The organism is Paracoccus sp. R12_2 (assembly GCF_017744015.1).
Taxonomy (GTDB): domain Bacteria; phylum Pseudomonadota; class Alphaproteobacteria; order Rhodobacterales; family Rhodobacteraceae; genus Paracoccus.
This window is the reverse complement of record NZ_JAGHRA010000025.1, coordinates 1-20,815: the sequence shown is the minus strand read 5'-3', so window position 1 is coordinate 20,815 and position 20,815 is coordinate 1. Positions and strand designations below refer to the sequence as shown.

Annotated in this window: 21 protein-coding genes; 3 read left to right on the top strand and 18 right to left on the bottom strand. The window is 66.9% G+C overall.

What is annotated here, in order from left to right; genetic code table 11:
• Positions 1–4: 4 nt before the first annotated feature.
• Genes J7359_RS18880 through J7359_RS18840 form a run of 9 tightly spaced genes read right to left on the bottom strand, consistent with a single transcriptional unit; the run spans position 5 to position 10,474 of the window.
• The gene (locus J7359_RS18880; protein ID WP_209059344.1) at positions 5–4,003 is read right to left on the bottom strand and encodes a glycoside hydrolase TIM-barrel-like domain-containing protein; all 3,999 of its coding nucleotides are present in this window, start codon (positions 4,001–4,003) and stop codon (positions 5–7) included.
• Between the two features lie 9 nt (positions 4,004–4,012).
• Positions 4,013–4,459, bottom strand: a complete 447-nt coding sequence (locus J7359_RS18875; protein WP_209059338.1) for an NlpC/P60 family protein — start codon at positions 4,457–4,459, stop codon at positions 4,013–4,015.
• Positions 4,456–5,340 carry a DUF2163 domain-containing protein gene (locus J7359_RS18870; protein WP_209059335.1) on the bottom strand — a complete coding sequence of 295 codons (885 nt, stop codon included), beginning with the start codon at positions 5,338–5,340 and terminating at the stop codon, positions 4,456–4,458. The genes J7359_RS18875 and J7359_RS18870 overlap by 4 nt, the downstream gene beginning before the upstream one ends.
• Positions 5,337–5,963, bottom strand: a complete 627-nt coding sequence (locus J7359_RS18865) for a DUF2460 domain-containing protein (RefSeq protein ID WP_209059325.1) — start codon at positions 5,961–5,963, stop codon at positions 5,337–5,339. Before J7359_RS18865 ends, J7359_RS18870 begins: the two co-directional genes overlap by 4 nt.
• Positions 5,963–8,425 carry a phage tail tape measure C-terminal domain-containing protein gene (locus J7359_RS18860; protein ID WP_209059322.1) on the bottom strand — a complete coding sequence of 821 codons (2,463 nt, stop codon included), beginning with the start codon at positions 8,423–8,425 and terminating at the stop codon, positions 5,963–5,965. Before J7359_RS18860 ends, J7359_RS18865 begins: the two co-directional genes overlap by 1 nt.
• Positions 8,418–8,651 (bottom strand): hypothetical protein, encoded by a 234-nt coding sequence (locus J7359_RS18855; RefSeq protein WP_247740532.1) that lies wholly within the window; start codon positions 8,649–8,651, stop codon positions 8,418–8,420. Before J7359_RS18855 ends, J7359_RS18860 begins: the two co-directional genes overlap by 8 nt.
• The gene (locus J7359_RS18850) at positions 8,648–9,085 is read right to left on the bottom strand and encodes a hypothetical protein (RefSeq protein ID WP_209059320.1); all 438 of its coding nucleotides are present in this window, start codon (positions 9,083–9,085) and stop codon (positions 8,648–8,650) included. The genes J7359_RS18855 and J7359_RS18850 overlap by 4 nt, the downstream gene beginning before the upstream one ends.
• Positions 9,086–9,087: 2 nt before the next feature.
• Positions 9,088–10,026, bottom strand: a complete 939-nt coding sequence (locus tag J7359_RS18845; RefSeq protein WP_209059318.1) for a phage tail tube protein — start codon at positions 10,024–10,026, stop codon at positions 9,088–9,090.
• A gap of 25 nt (positions 10,027–10,051) precedes the next feature.
• Positions 10,052–10,474, bottom strand: coding sequence for an acyl-CoA transferase (locus tag J7359_RS18840; RefSeq protein WP_209059316.1), 423 nt, complete (start codon positions 10,472–10,474; stop codon positions 10,052–10,054).
• 98 nt (positions 10,475–10,572) lie between these two features.
• On the opposite strand from J7359_RS18840, the gene J7359_RS18835 reads away from it, so the two are divergent.
• From J7359_RS18835 to J7359_RS18825, 3 genes are read left to right on the top strand one after another with little or no spacing between them, the layout of a single operon-like run.
• A complete protein-coding gene (locus J7359_RS18835) occupies positions 10,573–10,875 on the top strand; it encodes a type II toxin-antitoxin system RelE/ParE family toxin (RefSeq protein ID WP_209059315.1) in 303 nt (100 codons plus the stop codon).
• Positions 10,875–12,020 (top strand): HigA family addiction module antitoxin, encoded by a 1,146-nt coding sequence (locus J7359_RS18830; RefSeq protein WP_209059306.1) that lies wholly within the window; start codon positions 10,875–10,877, stop codon positions 12,018–12,020. The genes J7359_RS18835 and J7359_RS18830 overlap by 1 nt, the downstream gene beginning before the upstream one ends.
• 12 nt (positions 12,021–12,032) lie before the next feature.
• Positions 12,033–12,527, top strand: a complete 495-nt coding sequence (locus J7359_RS18825; RefSeq protein ID WP_189382180.1) for a hypothetical protein — start codon at positions 12,033–12,035, stop codon at positions 12,525–12,527.
• 25 nt (positions 12,528–12,552) lie between these two features.
• Here the strand turns inward: J7359_RS18825 and J7359_RS18820 are convergent, their stop codons facing one another.
• The 9 genes from J7359_RS18820 to J7359_RS18780 are packed head-to-tail and all read right to left on the bottom strand — an operon-like array spanning position 12,553 to position 20,597.
• On the bottom strand, positions 12,553–13,188 hold the full coding sequence (locus J7359_RS18820; protein WP_209059303.1) for a DUF6441 family protein: 636 nt from the start codon (positions 13,186–13,188) through the stop codon (positions 12,553–12,555).
• Positions 13,185–13,499, bottom strand: a complete 315-nt coding sequence (locus J7359_RS18815; protein WP_209059301.1) for a hypothetical protein — start codon at positions 13,497–13,499, stop codon at positions 13,185–13,187. Before J7359_RS18815 ends, J7359_RS18820 begins: the two co-directional genes overlap by 4 nt.
• A gap of 6 nt (positions 13,500–13,505) precedes the next feature.
• On the bottom strand, positions 13,506–14,531 hold the full coding sequence (locus tag J7359_RS18810; RefSeq protein ID WP_209059299.1) for a major capsid protein: 1,026 nt from the start codon (positions 14,529–14,531) through the stop codon (positions 13,506–13,508).
• A gap of 48 nt (positions 14,532–14,579) precedes the next feature.
• A complete protein-coding gene (locus J7359_RS18805; RefSeq protein ID WP_209059297.1) occupies positions 14,580–14,960 on the bottom strand; it encodes a head decoration protein in 381 nt (126 codons plus the stop codon).
• Positions 14,961–15,013: 53 nt separating this feature from the next.
• A complete protein-coding gene (locus J7359_RS18800) occupies positions 15,014–16,336 on the bottom strand; it encodes a S49 family peptidase (RefSeq protein WP_209059295.1) in 1,323 nt (440 codons plus the stop codon).
• Positions 16,336–17,847, bottom strand: coding sequence for a phage portal protein (locus tag J7359_RS18795; RefSeq protein WP_209059293.1), 1,512 nt, complete (start codon positions 17,845–17,847; stop codon positions 16,336–16,338). The genes J7359_RS18800 and J7359_RS18795 overlap by 1 nt, the downstream gene beginning before the upstream one ends.
• Positions 17,848–17,849: 2 nt before the next feature.
• Positions 17,850–18,062, bottom strand: a complete 213-nt coding sequence (locus J7359_RS18790; RefSeq protein ID WP_128515404.1) for a hypothetical protein — start codon at positions 18,060–18,062, stop codon at positions 17,850–17,852.
• Positions 18,062–20,113, bottom strand: coding sequence for a phage terminase large subunit family protein (locus tag J7359_RS18785; protein WP_209059291.1), 2,052 nt, complete (start codon positions 20,111–20,113; stop codon positions 18,062–18,064). The genes J7359_RS18790 and J7359_RS18785 overlap by 1 nt, the downstream gene beginning before the upstream one ends.
• Positions 20,061–20,597 (bottom strand): hypothetical protein, encoded by a 537-nt coding sequence (locus J7359_RS18780; RefSeq protein ID WP_209059275.1) that lies wholly within the window; start codon positions 20,595–20,597, stop codon positions 20,061–20,063. Before J7359_RS18780 ends, J7359_RS18785 begins: the two co-directional genes overlap by 53 nt.
• Between the last annotated feature and the right edge of the window lie 218 nt (positions 20,598–20,815).

The following is a 20,815-nucleotide window of genomic DNA, read 5'->3' as shown; positions in this document are numbered from 1 at the left end:
GGGATCAGAATTGCATCGTGACCGCGGCAGGCGTGCCGCGGCCGAGGCGGTTCGAAAGCTGGTAAATGCGGAGCGAGAGCGTCTGGCCGAGCCAAAGCGGCGCGCCCCAGTCCGCAGTCTGTAGGGCGGCAGTGTAGAGGACGGAGGTCGTGCTGCTGGCCAGCGTGCGCTTGATCGCAGCGCCGTCGAGGATCTGCACATCGTAGCTTTCCACGTCCTCGGCCAGCGGCACCTCGACCTGCTCCCAGGCATCGGCCACCAGCGCGCGGGATCGGCGCGTCCAACGGATGGTCAGATCGCCCGGGCTGCGTGCCGTGCGCCACGGCTGTTCGACGTGGACCGGCGCGAACGGGACAAGGCCGCGCCCGGTCGGGGTGAAGCCCAGCGCAGCATAGCTCGCGTCACTGACGGCGCGCGCGGCCGGGCCCACCCGCCAGTTCCACGGCAGGCCAAGGTCGGCTTCGGTGATGGGCAAAGAGGCCAGCGTCGCATCTAGCACGACCACCCGTGTCCCGGCCGGGGCCGGGTTGCCCATCGCGTATTCCGTTCCGCGCTGGCCACGCAGCAGACGGGTCAGGCGGTAGCGGCCGGGGGCGATCAATTCGGCCGCGCCCGCCTGGACGATTTCCCAAAGGCCCGCCGCTGTCTCGACGGCTACCGCATTCGCTCCGCCGAACAGCGCGACATCCGTTACGCTTTCCAGCGTTCCAGACAGCAGATCGACCACCAACGCGTTGCCCAGATCGAAGCGCGACGTCGGCCCGGGAAAGAAGTCGAAGGCCAGTGTCCCGATCCGGGCACGACTGCCGAAGGTCGTCAGCAAGGCGAACCCATCTGTCGAGGCGCTGCGGAAAACGGCGATCTCGCCGGGCCAGGGGCTGGCATGCGCGGCGATCAGGGGGCGATGGGCGGGTTGATCCTCACTGATCTGCGGCAGGTCCAGCATGACCACTTCCGGCGTGCCGAAGACGACGGGACTCGCCAGTGAGGCCGGGCGGGGATCGCCGGGCGGCAGATCATAGGCGGCACGATCCTGACGGACGGCCTCAATCCCGCGTGCTTCGGCATCGGCGACTGACATCAGGCGGAAATCGATCTCGCGGCCGTCATGCGCAAGCCGGATCACTTCGGCAGGGTCGAGGGTGAGCCGCGAGGGCGGCAGGCGAAAGGTGGCGCTTTCCCGGCCGATCCAGGCCTCCATCAGCGCGCGGCGGCAGCGGCGTTCGGCTTCCTCGGGCGGGATCGCCATCGGGAAGGACTCGGAGGCGATGCGGGTCGTGTCGACGGTGATGCGGCGTGCCTCGACCAGCGCAGCATCGTAGTCTTCATCCGCCCGGGCGACCTGCCACTTCAGCGCCTGCGGCAGTTCGGTCTCCTGGCCCCGAGTCAGCTCAAAAACCTCGCCTTCGCGGCTGGAGACCATATCATCCACCGTGAGGGTCAGGCTCGATGCCCGCCCGCGCATGATGAAGCGGATCACGCCTTCGGTCTCGATGGCATCGAAGCCGAAATGCCGGGCCAAGGTGGAAATCGACGCGCGCGGGCTTTCCAGGGCGCCGATCACATAGCCCTCGACCGCACCCCAGAGACCCGAGACGTCGATCAGGCTCTCTGCCAGCCCGGCACGTAGACAGAGTTGACGCACAAGGGCGGCGAGCGACACCGCGCCCAGCCGCCCCGTCAGCCAGTGCCCAAGGCGCCAGTTCGGACCATCCGTCCAGACCCCGGTCAGTTCGGGAAAGAACGGATACGGCCGAGCATCCCAGGTCCAGGCGGCGCATTCGGGGACGTGGACCATCCGGCCGCCGTAGACGGGCGACGTCGGGTTGTTCGCGCCTTGACCCCACCAGAGATAGCTGGCCTCGAGATAGGCGCGCTGGATCGCGTCGTCGCGCCAGCCGCGGGAGAAGTAGGGCGTGAAGCTTTCGGACGACTTCGGGTCAAAGAAGACGTTGGGCTGGTTCGTGCCCCGGTCGATGGCGGGGCACCCAAGTTCGGTGAACCACACCGGCTTCGACTGCGGCACCCATGCGGTCGGCGTGCCGCTCTCGATCCCGCCCGGCCGGTTGAAATGCGGGTTCGACCACCAGGCGCGCAGATCCTTGTAGCGGAACACCCAAGGCTTGCCCGCGGTGCCATCGGTGATTGGGGTGCGGATCTGGGCCGAGCGGTCGGCGGCGCTGGCGTAGAACCAGTCGAAGCCTTCGCCACCGGCGATGTTCGCCTGCAGGTAGGCCCGGTCATGGATGGCGGGCCAACCTTGCAGGGCGTCGGCATGGTCGAAACCGTCGCGCCAGTCTGACAGGGGCATGTAGTTGTCGATGCCGATGAAATCGATGTTCGCATCCGACCAGAGCGGGTCGAGGTGGAAGAACACGTCCCCTGTTCCATCGCCCGGCTGGTGGCCAAAGTATTCCGACCAGTCCGAGGCGTAACCGACCTTGGTCCCAGCGCCGAGGATTGCCTTCACATTGGCCGCCAGCGCCTTGAAGGCGGTGACGGCCGGATAGGCGCTGGCGCTGGAGCGGATGGTGGTCAGCCCGCGCATCTCGGTCCCGATCAGGAAGGCATCGACACCGCCCGCCACGGCACAGAGATGGGCGTAGTGCAGGATCATGCGCCTCAGGCCCCAGTCACCCGCAGGGCCGGTCCAGTTCACGTTGTCGCCCGACACCGCGAACTGCGCCGGGGTGGCCGCGCCGAAGAAGCTGGAGACCTGCGTCGCCGCGGCGGCGGTCTTGTCGGCGGTCCCCGCAAAGCCTGCCGCCGGGGAACAGGTGATCCGGCCCCGCCACGGGAAACTCGGCTGGCCCGGCGTCGCGGCATTCGCGCTGTAGGGGTTCGGCAGAGTGTTCCCGGGCGGGACGTCCATCAGCAGGAAGGGATAGAACGTCACCCGCAGCCCACGCGCCCTCATCTCGCGGATGGCCTGCACCACCGCGAAATCCGCAGGCGTGCCGCCGTAGACTGGCCGATCTTCCGTATCCCGGCTGACGAGATGGGCACCCGCCCGCGCCACGCCGTTGACGGTCCAGACCTTTGGGCTGGTGGCCTTGGTCACGACCTCCACGCCGGGCTTGATGGTGCAGTTCCCCGCACGCAGATCGTTGCCGAACCAGGCGACGACCAGGCTGACGCTCTCGACGGCCGGGGCCATGGCTTGCAGCCGGTCGAGGGCCACGACGATGTCGGCCTCATCCGGCAGCGCGTTCAGGTTCTCGGCCGAGGTTGTGCCGCCGGTGGTCTGGCCGAATACCGTCGTGGATGCGCCCACTGTCTTGCGCACAGCCTCGGTCGCATAGGTGAACTCGCCCGAGGCCGGGATCATCGTCACGGCATTCACCAGCCCCTCGGCCGTGTCGGGATCCGCGAGCGGCCGGAAGACTTCGAAAGACAGCTGCGGCAGGCGGTTGCCATAGGTGGAAAGCGCCAGTTCCTCGAAGACCACATAGGCTGTGCCGCGATAGGCGGGAGTGTTGGCCGCCCCCATCTTCGCCGCAATGAACGGGTCAGCCGTTTGGGTCTCGTTCCCCGGATACCAGCGCCATGTCATGCCGGTCATGTCGAGCGGCTTGCCGTCGGCCCAGATGCGCCCGATGCCGGTGATCGGGCCCTCGCACAGGGCGACCGCGAAGGACGCATAGTAGAGGTATTCCGTTGTCTGGACCCGGCCGCCACCACCGCCCTTGCCGCCACCCTGCGTGGTGGTCTTGGTCTCCTCACGGAAATCCGTGGCCCAGATGATGTTGCCGCCGATGCGCATCCGGCCATAGAGCCGCGGGATGATCGCGCCTTCCGTGGCCGAGGTGATCCGTAGCGAATCCAGCCGCTGGCCCTCAATCTTCTGTGCGGGGGCCAGCGACGATACGATCCAGCTGTCCACGACCGACCCAATGGTCGAGCCGATGAAGCCACCGATGGCAGCGCCAGAGAAGCCGAGGATCGCCCCGCCAAAGGCCCCGCCAATGGCGGAACCGACAGCGCCGAGGACAAGCGTGGCCATGGGAAAATCTCAGCGTGCGGGAAAGAGGAAAGCGAAGGCGATCTTGCGCGCCCAAGCGGGCGTCAGAGGTTCCTCGATCACGCCCAGTCGCTCAAAAGCGTGAAGGAAGGTGTCCGGGCCGGTGAGGATGCCCACATGCTTGGCGATGGCGCGTGGCATCATCCGGAACAGCACCAGCGCACCCGGCCCGGCCTCTGCGGGCGGCACCTCGATCATCATGGCGCGCGCGCCCACGGCCAGCACCTCGCGCGGGCCGGTCTCGCCCCAGTCGCGGCTGTAGGGCGGGATCGGGAACGGTTCTGTGCCTACAACCTCGCGCCAGACGCCACGCGCGAGGCCGAGGCAATCGCAGCCGACCCCGCGCAGGCTGGCCTGGTCGTGATAGGGCGTGCCGAGCCAGGATCGGGCAGCGGCGATGACAAGGGCGGGATCGGCAGTCGGTGTTTGCGCGGTCACAGCACCGCCCCCTCATGGCCGCCGTCCTTGGTGGCGTAGCGCAGGACCGCGTCCTGCCCCGGAATGTGCGGGAACCCTCGGAAGTTCGCGACATTGGCGAACTTCGACCCGCAGGTCGCGATCCGCTTGTCGCAGCCCGCCCGGACCACGAAGGCGTCCGTCGCCGCGATTGGACGCACCGGAGCTTCGAGCAGGGTCAGGATCGCCGCGCCGTCGACGAGGTCATGCGACAGCACCTCGACGCGCCGCCCGGCATTCGCGCCGGTCGACCATTCGACCAACCCGAAGGCGAACTGGCTTGCCCCGAAACTGCCGAGGCCGGAGGCCGTGAAGGCCCGATCCCGCAGCACATCGATCACCGCGCCGGTGCCCGTGAAGGCCGGGGCCCCGAGGTTCACCCCGCAGCGCGCATCGCCCAGCGCGGCATCGCAGCTGGCTTGGAACGTCCGCCCCACCGTCTGGCCGAGCACATGGGCCAGCGACCGCACCTCCGCCACGAAAGCCAGCCGCCCGCGACGGATCTGTCCGATGGCCCCGCGCCGGAGGAGCACGCGCTGCGAAGGGGTCGACCAGTTCACCCGCCAGACCTCGACCGCTGCATTGTCCCATCGGCCGTCTAGGATGTCCGTCTCGGTGATCCGGTCGGAGGACAGCACGCCTTGGGCATCCTGCGCGTCCACCGACAGGTCCGACCCCGACCGCACCTCTGACGCTGTCAGCCCGCTTTCGGGTTCGAACTCGGTCCCGTCAAATGACAGGGTCCGGTCGTGGTCGGTGAAGCCGAAGGTTACGCCATCGGCGCGGGTGATCCGCCAGCACCAGGCTAGCGTCGTGGTGCCGTCGTCGAGATGGGCCTGCAGCGCAGGGTTCAGGGACTTCATGTGCGGATTTCCACGAGGGGGATCGAGGTGATCGACCCGAGGCGTTCGAGATCGAGGGTAACGTCGAGAGCGTCTGTGTCGAAGCGGACCGGGACGTCGAATTCGAATCCCGCAGTGACGGCGACGCCTGCGGCCGGGGCGGTGGCGAAGGTGATGAGGCCGGTGGTTGTCGAAACCGACCAGCCGGAGGCTTGTGGCGTGCCGTTCAGGGCGATGGTCACGGTTCCCGCGACGGGCTTGGTGATGACGCGCGTCCAGGACTGCGCGCCGGAAGTGTAGCGCTTGGTGAGCTGAAACAGGGTGGCCGCCCCATTGCCGGTGCCGATGGGCTGGTTGGTAGGGCCTGGCGTCTGCGACGGCAGGCAGGACTTGAAGTCGGCCCAGTCCTTGAAGCGGAAGCCATGAAGGCGGCCATTGCGGGCCTCGAAGAAGGCCACGACCGCGGCCAGATCGTCGGCGCGGCGGATGCCATAGGCGACGTCATAGCGGCGGCGGCTGTTAGCCCAGCTGGCGTTGCGCTCCTCGGCCCCGCTCGCCAGCTCGACGATCTGGGTGCGGCGTTCAGGTCCACCGCGTGCCCCGCGGCTGATGTTGTCCGGAAACCGGACCTCGTGAAATGCCATCACATCCCTCTCCGGCCCAGCGACACGGCGCGGGCGATGTCGCTGGCGACCTGCGTTCGGGACTGGCGGAAGCTCTCTGCGTCGCGGGCGTTGATCGTGACGTTGACGGTGGAGGCAACCGACTGGCCGTATCCCGCCGCTTCCCTGCGCGAGAGGACCCGCTCCCCGCGTTGTAGGATCGCTGGCACCTCGTCGGGCCGCAGCCCAGCCCAGCCGCCATTGTGCATGCGCGGCGCACCGGCAAAAGCCAATGCCGGGACCATCCGGCCGGGACCGGGTGCGCCGACCATCCCGCCCGCATGCAGGATGTTCGCGAAAATGCCACCCGCGCCGCCCAGCGCGCCGGAGAGGGCATTGGCGATCGGGCCGAGGATGAAACGCCGGGCGGCGAGCTTCGCCAGATCGGCGATCATCGATGTCACCAGGTCGCGGAAGTCGAGTTTGCCGGTCTTCACGAAGTCGCCGATGGCGTTCTCGGCGCTCTGGAAGGCCCCGACCAGAGCGCTGCCGATATCGCCGCCAATGTCGCGCGCCTTGGCGGCGTAGTCGGCAAGCGCCGCGGTAACGGCCTGCCAGCCTGTCAGGGCCGTGTCCTCGCCCTCGGCGGCTGCAACGCCCGCGTCGCGTGCTGCGCCACCAGCGCCGTCGGCGGCGGTGGCCGTATCGTTCAGACCGATGGTCAGGGCATCGGCGGAGGCGGCGGCATCTGCCAGGGCGGTCTCTGCCTCGGTCCCCGTGCCGGTCACCACATCCTTCAGCGCCTGCCAGCTGGCGAGCGGCCGACCGGCGGCATCGGCCAGCATGCCTGCGGCCTCGCGATAGCCGTCGGCCCGGGCGCGGGCATCCTCGGCCATAGCACCGAGGCCGAGGTCAGGCGGCTCGAGGTAAGTCCGCGACAGCGCGGCCGAGAAGGCATCCGCGGCGGCGGCACCAGCAGCGGTCGCGGCTCCCTCAAACGGGTTGCCAATGCGGCCCAGTTCCACCGGATCGAGAATGCCGATCCGCACGCCACCTTCGCCGGTGGCCCATTCGGGCAGCAGGGCCAGCGCAGCGTTCAAGGTCTCGATGAAGCTGTTGATGCGCGTGACGACGCCGTTCAGCATCGCCTCGACGCCGGAGATCAACCCGTTTGCCGCCTGGAAGGCGAAGTCGCCGATGGCGCCCGGCAGACTGCCCCAGATCGCGACGGCGGCGCCATAAGCCCCCTGGAAGATCGCGGCTGTCCGGTCGCCGAAGCTGACGACGCCCGCGATGGTGCCATCGAGGGCCGAGAGCCCCGCGGCCTTTAGGCCCTGCCACCCTGCCGCCATTCGCGCGAGGGCCGCATCCAGCGACAGGCCGATGCGCGACCAGACCTCTCGGGCCAGGTCGCCAAGCAGGCGAAACGCCTCGCCCACGCCGCCGACCCGAGCGACAAGCTGCGAGAACTGATAGACGAGCTCGCCCGCACCGACGATCAGCGCGCCGATGCCGGTCCGGATCAGGGCGCCGCGCAGGAACACGAGCGCCGTCGCGAGGCCGCGCACGGAGAGTGCCGCCGCGGCAAGTCCCGCGACCCAACGGCCCGCCATGACGGCCGCGAAGGTTGCGGCATAGGTGGCGAGACGGCCGAGGTTGCCGATCAGCCCATCGATGGCCGACCGCAGGATGCCGCCATCGGACGCAAGGGCCACGAAAGCATTGGCCAGCGCTTCGATGGTCGGAGCGACGGCGACGGCGATCCGGTTCCGGAGGCCGTCGAACACGAGGGATACGGTGCCCAGCGCCAGCTGCGTACGGCGCAAGGCTTCCAGCGCATCGCTGTCCAGCACTGCCCCGAGGTCGGAGGCCTGATCCCCAAGTCGGGCCATCTCCGCCCCGCCATTGCGCAACAGCGGCAGCAGGCGCGTCGCGTCCGAGGCCATCGCCTCGAGATAGAAGGTCATCTCCTGCTGGCTCAGACCCGCCCGTTCCAGCGTGTCGACGTAAAGCTGCAGTGCCTCGGGGCCGGAGAGGCGGGCGAACTGGTCGGCGGTGACGCCGACACGGGGGGCGACATTCTCGAAGAAATCCGCCATCGGCCCACCGCCGGTCTGCAGGAAATCCCCGACCCGGTCGTTCACGTCCTTCAGGATGTCGGCGAGCTTCTCCTGCTCGATGCCAACCGTACGCGCACCAGCCGACCAGCGTTGCAGCGCCTCGGGCGTGGCATTGGCGACCTGTGCGAACTGTCGGATCTGGGCAGAACTCTCGGCCGTGGAGCGGACGATCAGCCCGAGCGAGGCTGTAGCGGCCGCCGCGGCGGCCCCGAGGGCGATGCCTGCCCGGCGTGCGAAAGCAGCAAGCCGGGTGTTCGCCAGTTCCATCTCGCGTGACAGCCGACCGAAGCCCTTCGCCCCAGCCTCGCCGACGCCCTCCAGTTCGGCGCGCACGCGACGTCCGCCCTCCGCCACGAGGCGGACTGAGACCTTCTTCTCAGCCATTCCGGCGTCCTTCCATCTGCTCGTTCAGTTTGCGCACAATCACCGCCTCGATCTCGGGCAGCAGTTCGGCGGCGATCAGGGCGTTGACGCCCAGCGCCTGCGCCAATGACAGCGCCGCGCCCATGTCCCATCCGATCACAGCCCCCGGCGCGATGCGGAGCTGGCCGCCAAGGCGCTGGGTCAGATCCCAGACCTGCCAGCCCTCGACCGTCAGCGGCTGGTTCAATCTTGCGGGGCAGTCCGGGCAGGGACCCGTGCAGGCCGCGCAGTAGCCGTCACCCCCGCCGAAGGACCAGTCGGCGAGGGCGCGGAGGCGTTTTTTTCCTGATCCAGCATCAGGCCGCGGGCGACATATTGCGCCTGGAAGGCCTCGAACACGGGCCAGATTTCCAGCAGGGCGTCGATCCCGGCCGGGCTGACAGGCACAAGGTTGCCGTCATCATCGCCCACGCCGTCCCAATCCAGAACCGCGCGGCGGGCGACGGCCTTGGCCATGGTCAGCGCCATGTCCTCCTGGCTTGACGCCTCCGACAGGTTGTCGATGGCCGGGTCGGCGCGCGCCGAGACCATCAGCGCGGTGGTCAGGGGGGCCACCAGAACGCGCAGTCCAGGCAGCAGGTCCAGCCATTCGGGGCGGTTCGACAAGTTCAGGCGGATCATGGTCAGTATCCCGTGACGGTGTTGACGAGGACGGCGGTGCACATGCGGGCGGGGCTGGTGGCCTTCGCGGCCTGCCAGTCGAAGGTCGCCTGGATGCCCTGGGGCCCAGGGATTTCGATCCGCGGGACGGGCAGGTAGAAGGCGTGGGCGGTGAAGGTGAAGCTGGCGTTCGCCCCGAGGCTGTAGGCAAACTCGAGCTCGCAGGGCGTGCCGTCAATGGCTTGGGTGACGAGGGCACTATCGGCGAAACGGACCTCGATCTGACCGGTCAGCGCCGCCATGCCGGGATCGGCGCCCTCGATCTTGCCGTCGTTGCGGATGGTCTCGATCCGGTCGAGGCCGTTGGCGTAGGTGATCTCGGCCGAGACGACGTTGCCCAAGGCCGTGCCGTTCCGCTTCACCACCCCGTTGAAATGGCCGAAGCGTTGCAGGCCCAGCGCGGTCGGCGTGCCCGCGGCCGTGGTGGCAGCAATCGCTTCGCCCTGCGCGATCAGCCGGGCAGTCGCGGTCAGAAGCCCCGACCGGTTCATCTGCCAGCTAAGCTGGTCCATCACGCAGCCCGCGTACATCGCGAACCGCGGCACCTCGGGCATGGCCACCTCGATGGCCATGGAGGGCAGGGTCCAGTTTCCCGACTGGAAGGTGTGGGTCTTGGGCGTGGTGCCGGTCGTGGTTGGGGCGCCGAAGGCCGCCTTCAGCCAGAAGCCGAAGGCCTCAACATCGATCGGCACCACTACCTCGCCATCGGCGGTGACCGCGTCCTTGATGGGGGCGAGCGGATCGCGGCCGTAGCCCAGCAGTTCCGAATTCAGCAAGGGCTGCTCTGCGCCGAGCGTGGTCCGGGCGAAGGGCATCAGCCGATAACCGCTGGCGGGCGGGGTGCCGTAGACGGTTTCGAACGCAAGCGCCATCTGCGCCCGCGCGCCGTGTGCGCGTGCCATGGGTGTCTCCTGTGGATGTGGGGTGTCAGGCCAGGGGGCCGGTCGTGGTGTAGTGCAGGACGACGGTGATCACCGCTGCCTTCAGGGCCGCCGCGCCCTCGACGGGCAGATCGACCGAGGCCGGGGCTTCCGGTTCGACCCAGTCGCAGAGGCCGCCCAGCGTCCGGTCAGTCTCAAGTGCCGTACCGATGGCGGCGATCAGATCGTCGAAGGTGCTGGCCCGGCCGGTGCCCGCCTGGACGACGACCTCAAGTTCTGCCCGGTGTTGGTAGTGGTAGCGCAGGGGCGACAGCGTCACTTCCAGCTCGCCCGGCTGGCCGTCCCGCAGGATGATCAGACCGGCAGTTGGGATCCGCTCGGGCAGCACCTCGTCACGCAGGGCCGGGGCGGCAAGCGGTTGCAGCCGCGCATACAGCGCGCCGAGGACGAGTTCGCGGGTGGTTGGCATCGCAAAGTTATCCTAACCCTTAGTATGCGCTATATAAAAATCAAATTGACTCACCTAGTCAATTTGACGTTGCATAGCGTTCCGCGGAGCGGTAGAAGATGGCAATGGAAGTAGTATTCGCTGATGCCACACTTGCACTCATCGAGACCGATCAAGCCGGGACCACGCGTCTTTCGGTGGCAATCATCAAGTCTGCGCGACGAAAGCTCACAGTGCTTCGTGCCGCACCAGATGAGAGGTCGCTGCGGAACTGGAAGAGTCTGCACTACGAGAAGCTTAGAGGGGGACGAGATGGTCAGCGGTCTGTGCGTCTGAACGACCAATTCAGACTGGTTTTCACCCTGGAAGAAGGGACCAAACCGCCGACGATCACGATATTGAGCATTGAGGACTATCACTGATGGCCAGTCTTGAAATCCTACCTTCGGAGCATCCTGGGGAGTTCATCGCCGAAGAACTTGAAGCGAGGGGCTGGTCGCAGGCTGACTTGGCATTCGTATTGGGATGGGATGTCAGCCAGTTGAATCGTCTTATCAAGGGTAAGACGGACGTTACGCCTGACTCCGCGAACATGCTGGGAGACGCTTTCGACATGCCTGCAGAATTCTTCATGAATCTGCAGAAACAGTACGATTTGGGTCGCGCAAAGAAAGCGGATCCCGGCGTGCGGACACGAGCATCTTGGGCTGCGGTGTTTCCAGTTCGCGAGATGATTAAGCGCGGCTGGATCGAAGATACCGAGAGCAGCCTGCTTGATGTGCAGATGGTGCGATTTTTTGGCAAGAACCGCCGTGATGAGGTTCCGTTCGTCAGTGAAGCGCCAGTCATTGCTCACGCTGCTCGCAAAACCTCGTATTCGGAAATTCTTCCGGGCCAGTATGTGTGGCTTCATCGCGTCCGAAGTGTTGCGCGAACCATTGATTGCCCGAAGTATTCCGAGGATGCCCTGCGTGGTGTTCTTTCAACTCTTCGGTCGCATTTTATCGATCCCGATGATCTGCCAAGAATTCCAGCACTGTTGAAGAAGTGTGGCGTAAGGCTGGTCCTCGTCGAACAGATCGCCGGATCGAAGATTGATGGCGTTTGCACTTGGCTTGATGATCAGCCGGTGATCGGTCTCACCAACCGGCTAGATCGGATCGATAACCTTTGCTTTGTTTTGCGCCATGAGATCGAGCACGTTCTTCGCGGTGATGGCCGCGAAGATACTTTCGCGCCAATTGACGATTTTGATGGAAATCTGGGTTCAGGAAACCCTGATCTACCGGAATGCGAAAAGCTCGCAAATGCTGCTGCGGCTGATTTCTGCGTCGATCAGGCGATGTTGCAGTCCTTCATTCTTAGAAAGAGTCCCTACATTTCCGAAAAAGACGTCCGCGCATTTGCAGCACGGGCACAGATACATCCGGCGATCGTCATCGGGCAGATCCAGCACAAGACGAACCGCCACAACTGGTTGCGTAAGTATCAGACAAGCATTCGAGCTTTCCTGAAAGAGTGGGAAGCTGTCGACGGGTGGGACGAAGTCGCCCGCGTGGAACTTTGAGGAGGCCGAAACATGGCAAACTTCAGCGAGCAGGTTGTGAACCTTTGGGAAGAGTGGGTTGCTGAAACGGGCTACGAGTCGGCGGATCCGGGTGAATTCGTCGACTGGGCTTTGTCGAACCGTCGGCTCGTACCGAACCCGGTCGATGTAAAGCAGATGCTACGACGGCAGGTGACCCAGTCTTTGCGTCAGGCAAAGCGATGGGACGAAGACGGACGCTTCACGTATCGGGCGTTTCAGTCGGCCACGCTGTTTGAGGGCGGTGAGGCCATTAAACACTACTTCGACACCGATACGGGTGGCTCACCATCGCTTCGCCAGAAGTCTGTCAAACAGAGGCGCGATGCGATTGCCAGCGATGTCTACAGGGCGGTGTGTGATGTCGATAGAATGAACAAAGTTCATCGCGACGACCCACAGCTGAACTTCTTCACCGATTTCACCGACGATGTTGCCGAACTGCGCATTGCCGAAAGCGTGGAACATGATGAGGACGATGCAGCGTAGCGCCAGGATTGGAGCCGCAAGCCCTTTACGGTGACGAGCCTATTGGCGCCCATCCCGCCACGATCCGCCCCGGCACGCCGTCGATGGCCCGTTCGGCATCCCGTGCCAGATCGAGCCGCTTGCGCAGCTTGACCTGCGGCACGAGGAGGAAGATCGGCACGGTGGTCAGCCCGCGTCCGCTCTTCGCCCGTGACGCCACAGCGCGCCCCTTGCTGTTCAGCCGCCCCTCGGCCACCAGTAGGCTCGGACCCCGGCGGCGGTAGATGAACCGCAGCCGCAACCCCGTGCGGCGTTCCCATTCGCCGGGGCTGATCCGTCCGCCGCGGGTGGATTTGCCAGCGGCGGGGGTCGGGATGGCCAGCCAGAACCCGTTGCGCGACCGGATCAGCGGCCCGGTGTCATGCGCGCCAACGATCACCGGGGCGTTCGACCAGACCAACGCCGCAGCGTTCAGGCTTTCGCCGCCCTTGGGATAGGTCGCGAGGCGGATCGAGTTGCCGAGCCGGGTGCCGAGCCCCGCGCCGGTGATCTGGCCGCGCCAGGCGGATTTCAGGCCCGCGCCCGCCTCGCGCATGGCTGTGGTCACGGCCTTCTCGCCCGCGGCGATTTCCGCCTGCATCAGGGCGGCGAGGTCGGGATCGATGGTGAGCTTCAGCTTCATGCAGGCCTCAGGTCCAGCGTCCAGATCAGCCGTTCGCGGTCGCGCAGCGGTTCCCCCTGGATGACGTGGCTGTCTGCGCCGATGACGATCATATCGCCCGGGCGCGGGGCGGGGAGGTCCGCCACGCGCACGTCCACCACCGTCGTGTCGCTGACGAACCGGCCCGCGCCGAAGTCGGTGACGCGGTTTGGCGCGCGGCGGATGATGCGGATCGGGCGTTCCTCGGATGTGGTGGCCGAGATCCAGAGTGCCGGGGCCGCCATGGCAGCATGGGTGAAGATGCGGTCCATGGCGGCGGCGAAGACGGACATGACAGATCAGTTCGAGCTGTGGATCCGGACGGCCAGCCGGGGCCGCTTGTTGACCGGCAGGATCGAGGCCTCGGTCATCACGTCGATCCAGCGGCCCTTCTCGTCGAGATGCTGGCGGGCGTAGAGGGGCAGGCCGATAGTGTTGGCGGTCTCCAGCAGGTTCGCGGGGCCGCCATAGGTCGTGAAGGTGTCCATCGTGCCCAAGGGGAAGGCGATGCCCTCGTTCGCCGGGACCAGACGTTCGGTGGCCTTGGTCGAGAGGGTGACGGTGCCGGAATACTCTTCGAACAGGATCCCGGCGAAGGGGAAGTTGCGGCGGACGTCCTCGCGCAGGGGCTGGGCGCCGGTCGAGGCGTAGAACTTGTAGGCCTCCTCGGTTTTCGGATGCGCGATCAGCTTGTCGAAGAACTCGCGGCTGACGAGGGCATGGACCGAGGTCATGGCCTCGCCCAGCAAGTTGTCCTCGATGGCGCGCAGCACCTCGCGCACCTTGCCCTGGACGTTGGTGCCTGCGGTGCCGAGGACGAAGTCCACCGAGATCTGCGCCAGGCCGAACTCGGTGAAGTAGTTGTAGAGGGTGGTGCCTGCGCCATCCTTCACGATGCCGCGGAGCGCGTTCATCTCCATGTATTCGCGGGTCTGGGCGTGCTTCCGGCGCATCAGCAACAGCTTGCGGTTCATCACCTCGACGAGGGGATCGGCCGCGTCGAAGGCGGCGCCCAGCGCGGGTTGGCCCTGAAGATCGGCAGGCAGGACCACGTCGTCATGCGGGATCCACGGCAGGGCGAAGGACCGCATGGAGCGGCCTTCCCGGGTGCCGACCGTGGCGGGTCCGCCAAGGGGGACGGAGGGAAGGAGGCTCAGGACGCCTTCGTATTGCTCGATGATGACCGAGCGCTGGCTGACCCCTTCGAATCGGAAGAGGCCGATCTGGGCGAGGCGGGTGTAGAGGTTGGGCAGGATGTTGATGGCCTGCGTCATCTCGGCCAACGAATAGCCGCCAGCGTCGAAGGGATTGCGGACGATGGTCATGGTGGGGCTCCGGGGAATGAGGGAAGGGGCGCGGCCGGGAGGGCTGCGTCAGACGCCGTCGCGGGCGATGATGCCGACCGCGGCCAGTTGGGTGATCTTCGCGGCGATCTTGGCCGCATCGTTGACCGTTGCCTCGTAGGCGAGGGCGGCGCGCGAGACGATGGCGGGGCCGCGGGTGACCACGATGCCAACGGCGTCTGCCAGCGTGGCGTTCACCGGGTAGAGCAGGACGGCGACTGCGGTCTGCGAACCGTCGGCACCGGTCGCGGGCGAGAGGGTGTATTTGCCGCTGGCGGTGATGCGGCCGAGGACCGCACCGGACGGGTAGTTGGTGCCGATCAGCAGCGTCACCACCTCGCGGGTGTAGTTCGGGTTTACCTCATATTTGAGGACGTCGCCCATGCTGGGCGGTTCCGTCAGGACGGGCATTGTTCAGTCTCCGTGATGGTGGGGAAGGGGGCGCCCGATCTGGGCAATGCGCGTTAGCGCGAGGTGGCGGCCGATTTCTTCGCAGCCGCCACGATGGGGCTTTCCTTGGCCCCAAGTGCCGGGGCAGTTGCGATGATGCCCGCGGCATCGCTGCGGGCGGCAAGATCGGCCAGGATCTTGGCGCGCAGCGCCTCGGGCTTCACGCCTTTGGTGACGGCATCGGCGGCGTCGATCTGCACACCAAGCCGGGCGGCCTGTGCGCAGACCTGCGCGACCTCGGCCGCCTCGGCCCGGATCGCCTCGGGCGACATCGCAGCCGCCGCGGTCTGCGGCGGTGCGACTGCCGTGGGCGCGGCCGGTTCCGGCGGGGTGCTGGCAGCAGGCGCGGTCGCAGGCTGCGCATTGTCTTCGGGGGCAGTGGTCATCATCGGGCCCTTTCCCTTGGGGTTGGATTTGAGGGTGGTTGTGCCGCGGGGTGCGGCGGCGAAAGCGCGGAAGGCGGTGACGGGATCCGCCACCTCGTCGGCGAGACCGGCGAAGACGGCCGCCTCGCCGCGGAAGACGGCGGCCTCGGTGCCCAGCGCGCGTAGGGTGTCGAGGCGGCGGCCACGACCTTCGGCAACGGTTTCGGCGAAGAGCTGGCGGAGGTCTTCCAACTCGCCCGCGATCCGGTCGCGGACGGCCTCGGGTAGGGGCTGGTAGGGATTGGCATCGACCTTGTGCGCGCCTGCGTGGATCAGCGTGACGGCGATGCCCTTCTGGTCCAGCGCCCCGCTCATGTCGCTGTGCATCGCCACGACGCCGATGCTGCCGACGGCCCCGGTCCGGGGCAGGATGATGCGGTCGGCCTGGGAGGCCAGCGCATAGGCGGCCGAGAGGGCGTGATCGGCGACGAATGCGTGGACCGGCTTCTGCGTCCGGGCGGCCCGGATGCCGTCCGCGAGGTCGAAAGCACCGGCCACCTCGCCGCCAAAGCTGTCGATGTCGAGGGCAATGCCGCGAATGGCCGGATCGGCAAGGGCCGCCTGCAGCTGGACCGCGATCCCTTCATAGGAGGTCAGGCCCGAGGATTGCCCGATCCACGCCCCGCGATGTACCAGCGTGCCTGCGATCTCGATTACCGCAATCCCGTCGACGACGGCGAAGGGCTGGCCGCCGTTCCGTGACTGACGGCTTTTAAGGTCGTCCCCAAAGAGCGACGCCCGGGCGGGCAGGCTGGCCGCATCCCGTTCTTCGGTCGCGATTTCCACTCCTTCGATGCTGACTTCCCGCCCCGTGATCCGGGGGCCAAGACCGGTCAGGAAGGCCAGCGCCTTGGCGGGATCGACCATCAGCGGCGTGTTGAAGACGCGCTGGGCGATCTGGGTGTGGTGCATCATCCCTCCTCCGCAGGCCGGGGTTCCCGGTCCTCGCCGTCGTCAACCTGATCGGTGGTGTCGTGCTGATCCTGCCGCTGGTCCTCGGCAGCACTCGGCGCCGCGCCGCCGCCTGCCGCCTGCGCGGGCGATCCCGGCCGCCGGAAGTCGAGCCCTAGCTCCGCCTCGCGTTTCCGTTCGGCCGCGATTTCCCTGTCGACCTGCTCTGCGTCGTAGCCGCGCTCGGCGATGGCCTGCGTGCGGGATTTCAGGCCCGCCTCGATCTGCAGGATCTCAGCCGCCGCATCCTTGGCCGGGTCGATCCAGTCCCATTTCGTGGGGAGCCAGTCGCAGGCAAGGTACGCGCGCCGGTCGGTCGCATAGCGCGGCAGGTCGATGGCGCCCGCCAGCACGGCCATATCCATCCAGCGCGTCCAGACGGCGCGGCAGAGCTGATAGACCATCACCGAATGCTGGAAGGCCGAGATGCGACGGCGGAAGTCCACGAGCGCGATCCGGGTGTTCGAGAAGTTCCCCTTCGCGGTGTCGCCGGTGAGATAACCATAGGGCACGCCCAGCGCCGCGCCAATCTGCAGGAGCGTGCGGTACTGGAAGGGTTCATATGTCGATCCGGAATCCGGTGTCGAAGGCGTGGTGACATCCTCGCCGGGATCCAGCCGCACCACCTGGCCCGGTTCGACCTCCAGATCGTCCTCGGCGGGATCGAGGGCCGTTTCTGGCGCTGGCGACGTGATGAACATGGCAAACATCGCCGCGGTCTTCTTCCGCTCCAGTTCCGCGTCGTCGTAGAGATCGAGCGTGAAGAGCTTGACCACGGCCGCGGCAAAGCGCGATACGCCCCGCAGCTGGCCCGCCTCGACCGGGTCCAGAATGTGGATCACCTCCGGGGCCGGAACCCTGACCGTCTCGCCCGCCAGCCCCGGATCAGTCATGTCGCCGGGGTGGCGGCGCAGGAAGTGATAGGCGACGCGCCGCCCGATGCCGTCGAATTCGATGCCCTGCCGGATCGATCCCGCGCCGGGCAGCACACGCGTCATGTCCTGGGGCAGCATTTCCGAAGGCAGCAGCTGCAGTTGCATCGGCACCGTCAGTCCATCTTCCGGCCGCCGCGTGCGGATGCGCAGAAAGACCTCACCAGCCAGGAACACCTCCCGCGCGGCCCGGCGCTGCAACCCGAAAAAGTCGGTCAGGCCTTCCGCATCGGCCTCGTCCGTCCAGGCGAGCCAGAGCTTCTGCAGCTCCTCCTTCTTCGCGGCATCGGCGATCTTCGACGAGGGCTTGATCCCGTCGCCGACGACATGGTTCGCGAAGGCATCGACGGCGTTCGCGGCGTAGCCATTGTTCCTGACCAGCCAGCGGGCGCGGGCCGTGATGGTCTCGCCGGAGGCGGCGATCAGCGTGTTCACATGCGCCCGGGTGGCCCGGAACCCGCGCATGCGCCGATGGGACTGCGCCGCGTCGAACCCGCCGATGATGGACCCGAGCCGCGCACGGAAGGCGTCGAGGACCATGGTCACAGACCCTTCGTGGCCACGGTGCCCCAGCGGCGACGCCGCGGCGTGGCAGAGGCGGTCGCGATCCGGCCTTCCAGATCCCTGATCGCCGTCGCCAGTTCCGCGTCCGAGCCATAGGTCACGGTCTTGCCGTCATAGCTGACGCTGCGCAGCCCGGCGAAGCGGGCTTCCTGCAGCGCGGTCAGCAGGGCCTGCATGCGTTCCAGGTCCATCAGTCCCTCATGAAGTTCGGGGTGTAGGCCCGCCGTTTCCGACGTGGCGTGGTCAGGGTTCCGGCCTTGGGTTGGGCCGGATCGGGTGGTGCTGTGTCGGTAACGACGGTGACTGGCAGGCGGGTTTCGACGCCCGCCTGTGCTTCCAGCCGCCGCCAGGTAGCCTCGTCCCAGCGGTCGGCGCCAAGGATCCACGCCGCAGCACGGGCATAGACCCGGCAGTCCAGCGCCTCGTTGCGCTCGCGCATCTTCTGCCACTCTTGGTGGGCATAGCCGCGCTTGTTGCGGATGGTGACCAGCTGTTCGGCCACCAGCTGCTTCAGCCATTCGGTGTCGGCCCAGCCGGGAAGGTGGATCGTGCCGGGGGCGTCGAGCACACCAGTGGCGCGATCCTCGTCCGAGGGACGTTCGATCCGCAGGAACCGATAGGTCTCCGCCTTGAACGTCGCCGTGGCCACCGACCAAAGCCGCGCGCCGCGGCGCAGCCGTTTGCCGCCGATGGTGGCGTCGACGAAGGTCGGGCCAGAAACGGGGGCGGCGCGGTTGAACCCTTCGAGGCCCTTCAGCGGCGCGACTTGCTCAAAGCCGACCTTGCGCGACCAGGCATAGACTGCCGCTGCCTCGTAGCCGGTATCAATGCCGAGCCGCGCCACCATCATGAAGGCGCCGTTGGCATGCTGCCACGACCGGCCGAGCAAGGCGGTCAGCTTGTCCCAGGCGGCGGGATCGTCGGGCCCGCCCGGAATCACGATGTGATCGACAAGCCAGCTTTCCATGCCTCGGCCCCAGGCCCAGATGTCGACCTCGATCCGGTCCCTCTGGACGTCAGCGCCCGCAGTCAGGAACAGAGCGGCCATCGGCACGGTGCCCGGCTTCCACGCCTCGCGACGATCTGCCAGCCGCTGCCATTCCGGGGCATCGCCGCTCTCGACCCATGTCTCGCCCAGCAGCGTGTTGCGCGCCGCACGCAGCGTCTCGTCCGAGCCTTGCGCCGCGAGCCATTCCCGCGCGACGTCGGACCAGCTTTTCCACCCGAGCGGCGAATAGAGCGCCGAGAGGTGGAAGCCGATGGCCTTCGGATCCCTGGAAACCGCTGTTGCCCGCCATACGCCTTTGGCTAGCATCTCCGTCTTGTGGTGCTCGGCGATAGGGCGTTCGCAACCCTCGCAGTGATAGACGGCGGTTTCCGGCTTCCCCTTCGCCCAGCGCAGCCGCTCGAACTGCAGCCATTGCATCGCCCCGCAATGCGGGCAGGGCACGAAGTAGCGCCGCTGATCAGATGCCTCGAACTCGCGCTCGATGCGCGACAGCCCCCGGATCGTGGGGGTCGAGACCATGAACACCTTGCGTCGATGCGAGAAGGTCGTGGTCCGCGCCTCGGCCAGCGTGACTGGATCGCCCTCCTCGTCGGCCGAGGCTGGATAGGCGTCGACCTCGTCGAGGAATACATAGCGCGCGGGCATCGACCGCAGGCCGGTGGCCGAGTTTGCCCCGGTCAGCACCAGTATGCCGCCTGGGAATTCCTTCGACAGCATCGAGTTGCCCGCGTCGCGGGATCGCGCCGGGTTGACCCGTTCGCGCAGCGCCGGGCTGTCTGCGATCAGCGGGTCCAATCGGCCCCGCGAGGTGCGTTTCGCCAGTTCCAGGCTTGGCAGCACCGCGAGCATCGGCCCGGGGGAATGGTGGATGACGAAGCCGATCCAGTTGTTGCCTGCCTCGGTGGCCCCCACCTGTGCAGCCTTCATGAAGGTGATGCGCTGCGCCGGATGCCCGGGCGACAGCGCATCCATGATCTCGCGCAGGTAAGGCGCCCGGGCGGTGCGATACCGCCCCGGTTCCGCCGCGCCGCGCGAGGACAGCCAGCGATGCTGATCTGCCCATTCCGAGACCGTCAGGTTCGGATCGGGCCGCATCCCCTGCCGCCAGACCCGGAGCAGGTCCTCGGCCCCGTCGAAGCCGAGGTCGAGACCTGCGGTCAGATCGTTGTCGTCATCCTCATCATGCAAGCGAGACCCGGAGGTCGGCGAGGGCGTCGAGCTGTTCGCGGACATGGGCTTCCAGCACCCTCTGCATGATCGCGGTCTCGATCGTCACCGATGCCCCGGATTGCCGTTCCACCTCCGCCATGATCTGCGCCGCCATCAGCGCGGCCACCCGTCCGGGCCAGGTCACCCAGACATCCCGTTCCTGTCGCGCTAGGCGGAAGACAAGGGTCTCCGCCCTTGCACGGTCGACCAGCGTGCCCTTCTTCTTCTGGACCGCGATCTGCTTGTCCTGCGCGGCATAGACTGTCAGCAGCGTGCGCGCCTTGATGTAGGACGAGGTCTCGCCCGCACCGCTGGCTAGCCCATCCCCACCCAAGGACCGCCGCTGCTGGTCGGGGTCGGTCATCTCGGCCCGCCGCACATCCGAGGCCGCGGCGTTGATCGACCCGTCGTCATGGATCACCAGCCGCCCGTTCTTGCGCGCCTTCTGCACCCCGCCGCGAGAAAGGCCGGAATGGGCCGCGTACTCGCGTTCGCTCATGCCTTTCATCGCGCAGATGGTCCAATCAAGCTCATGATATCGCTTGGTATTCAGTTGATTAGACAGCGCGATAGAGCGAGTCTGATCTCGAGGAAACGATCGGTAATCCCCCCATTTTTGTGGGGGCTTGGTCGTAGAATTTACGCGGCCATTCTCAGTTTCTGTGCGGGTGTCATCCCGCCGTTGCCCATGTTTGGGCGCTCATTGTTGTAGGACCAGAGCCATTC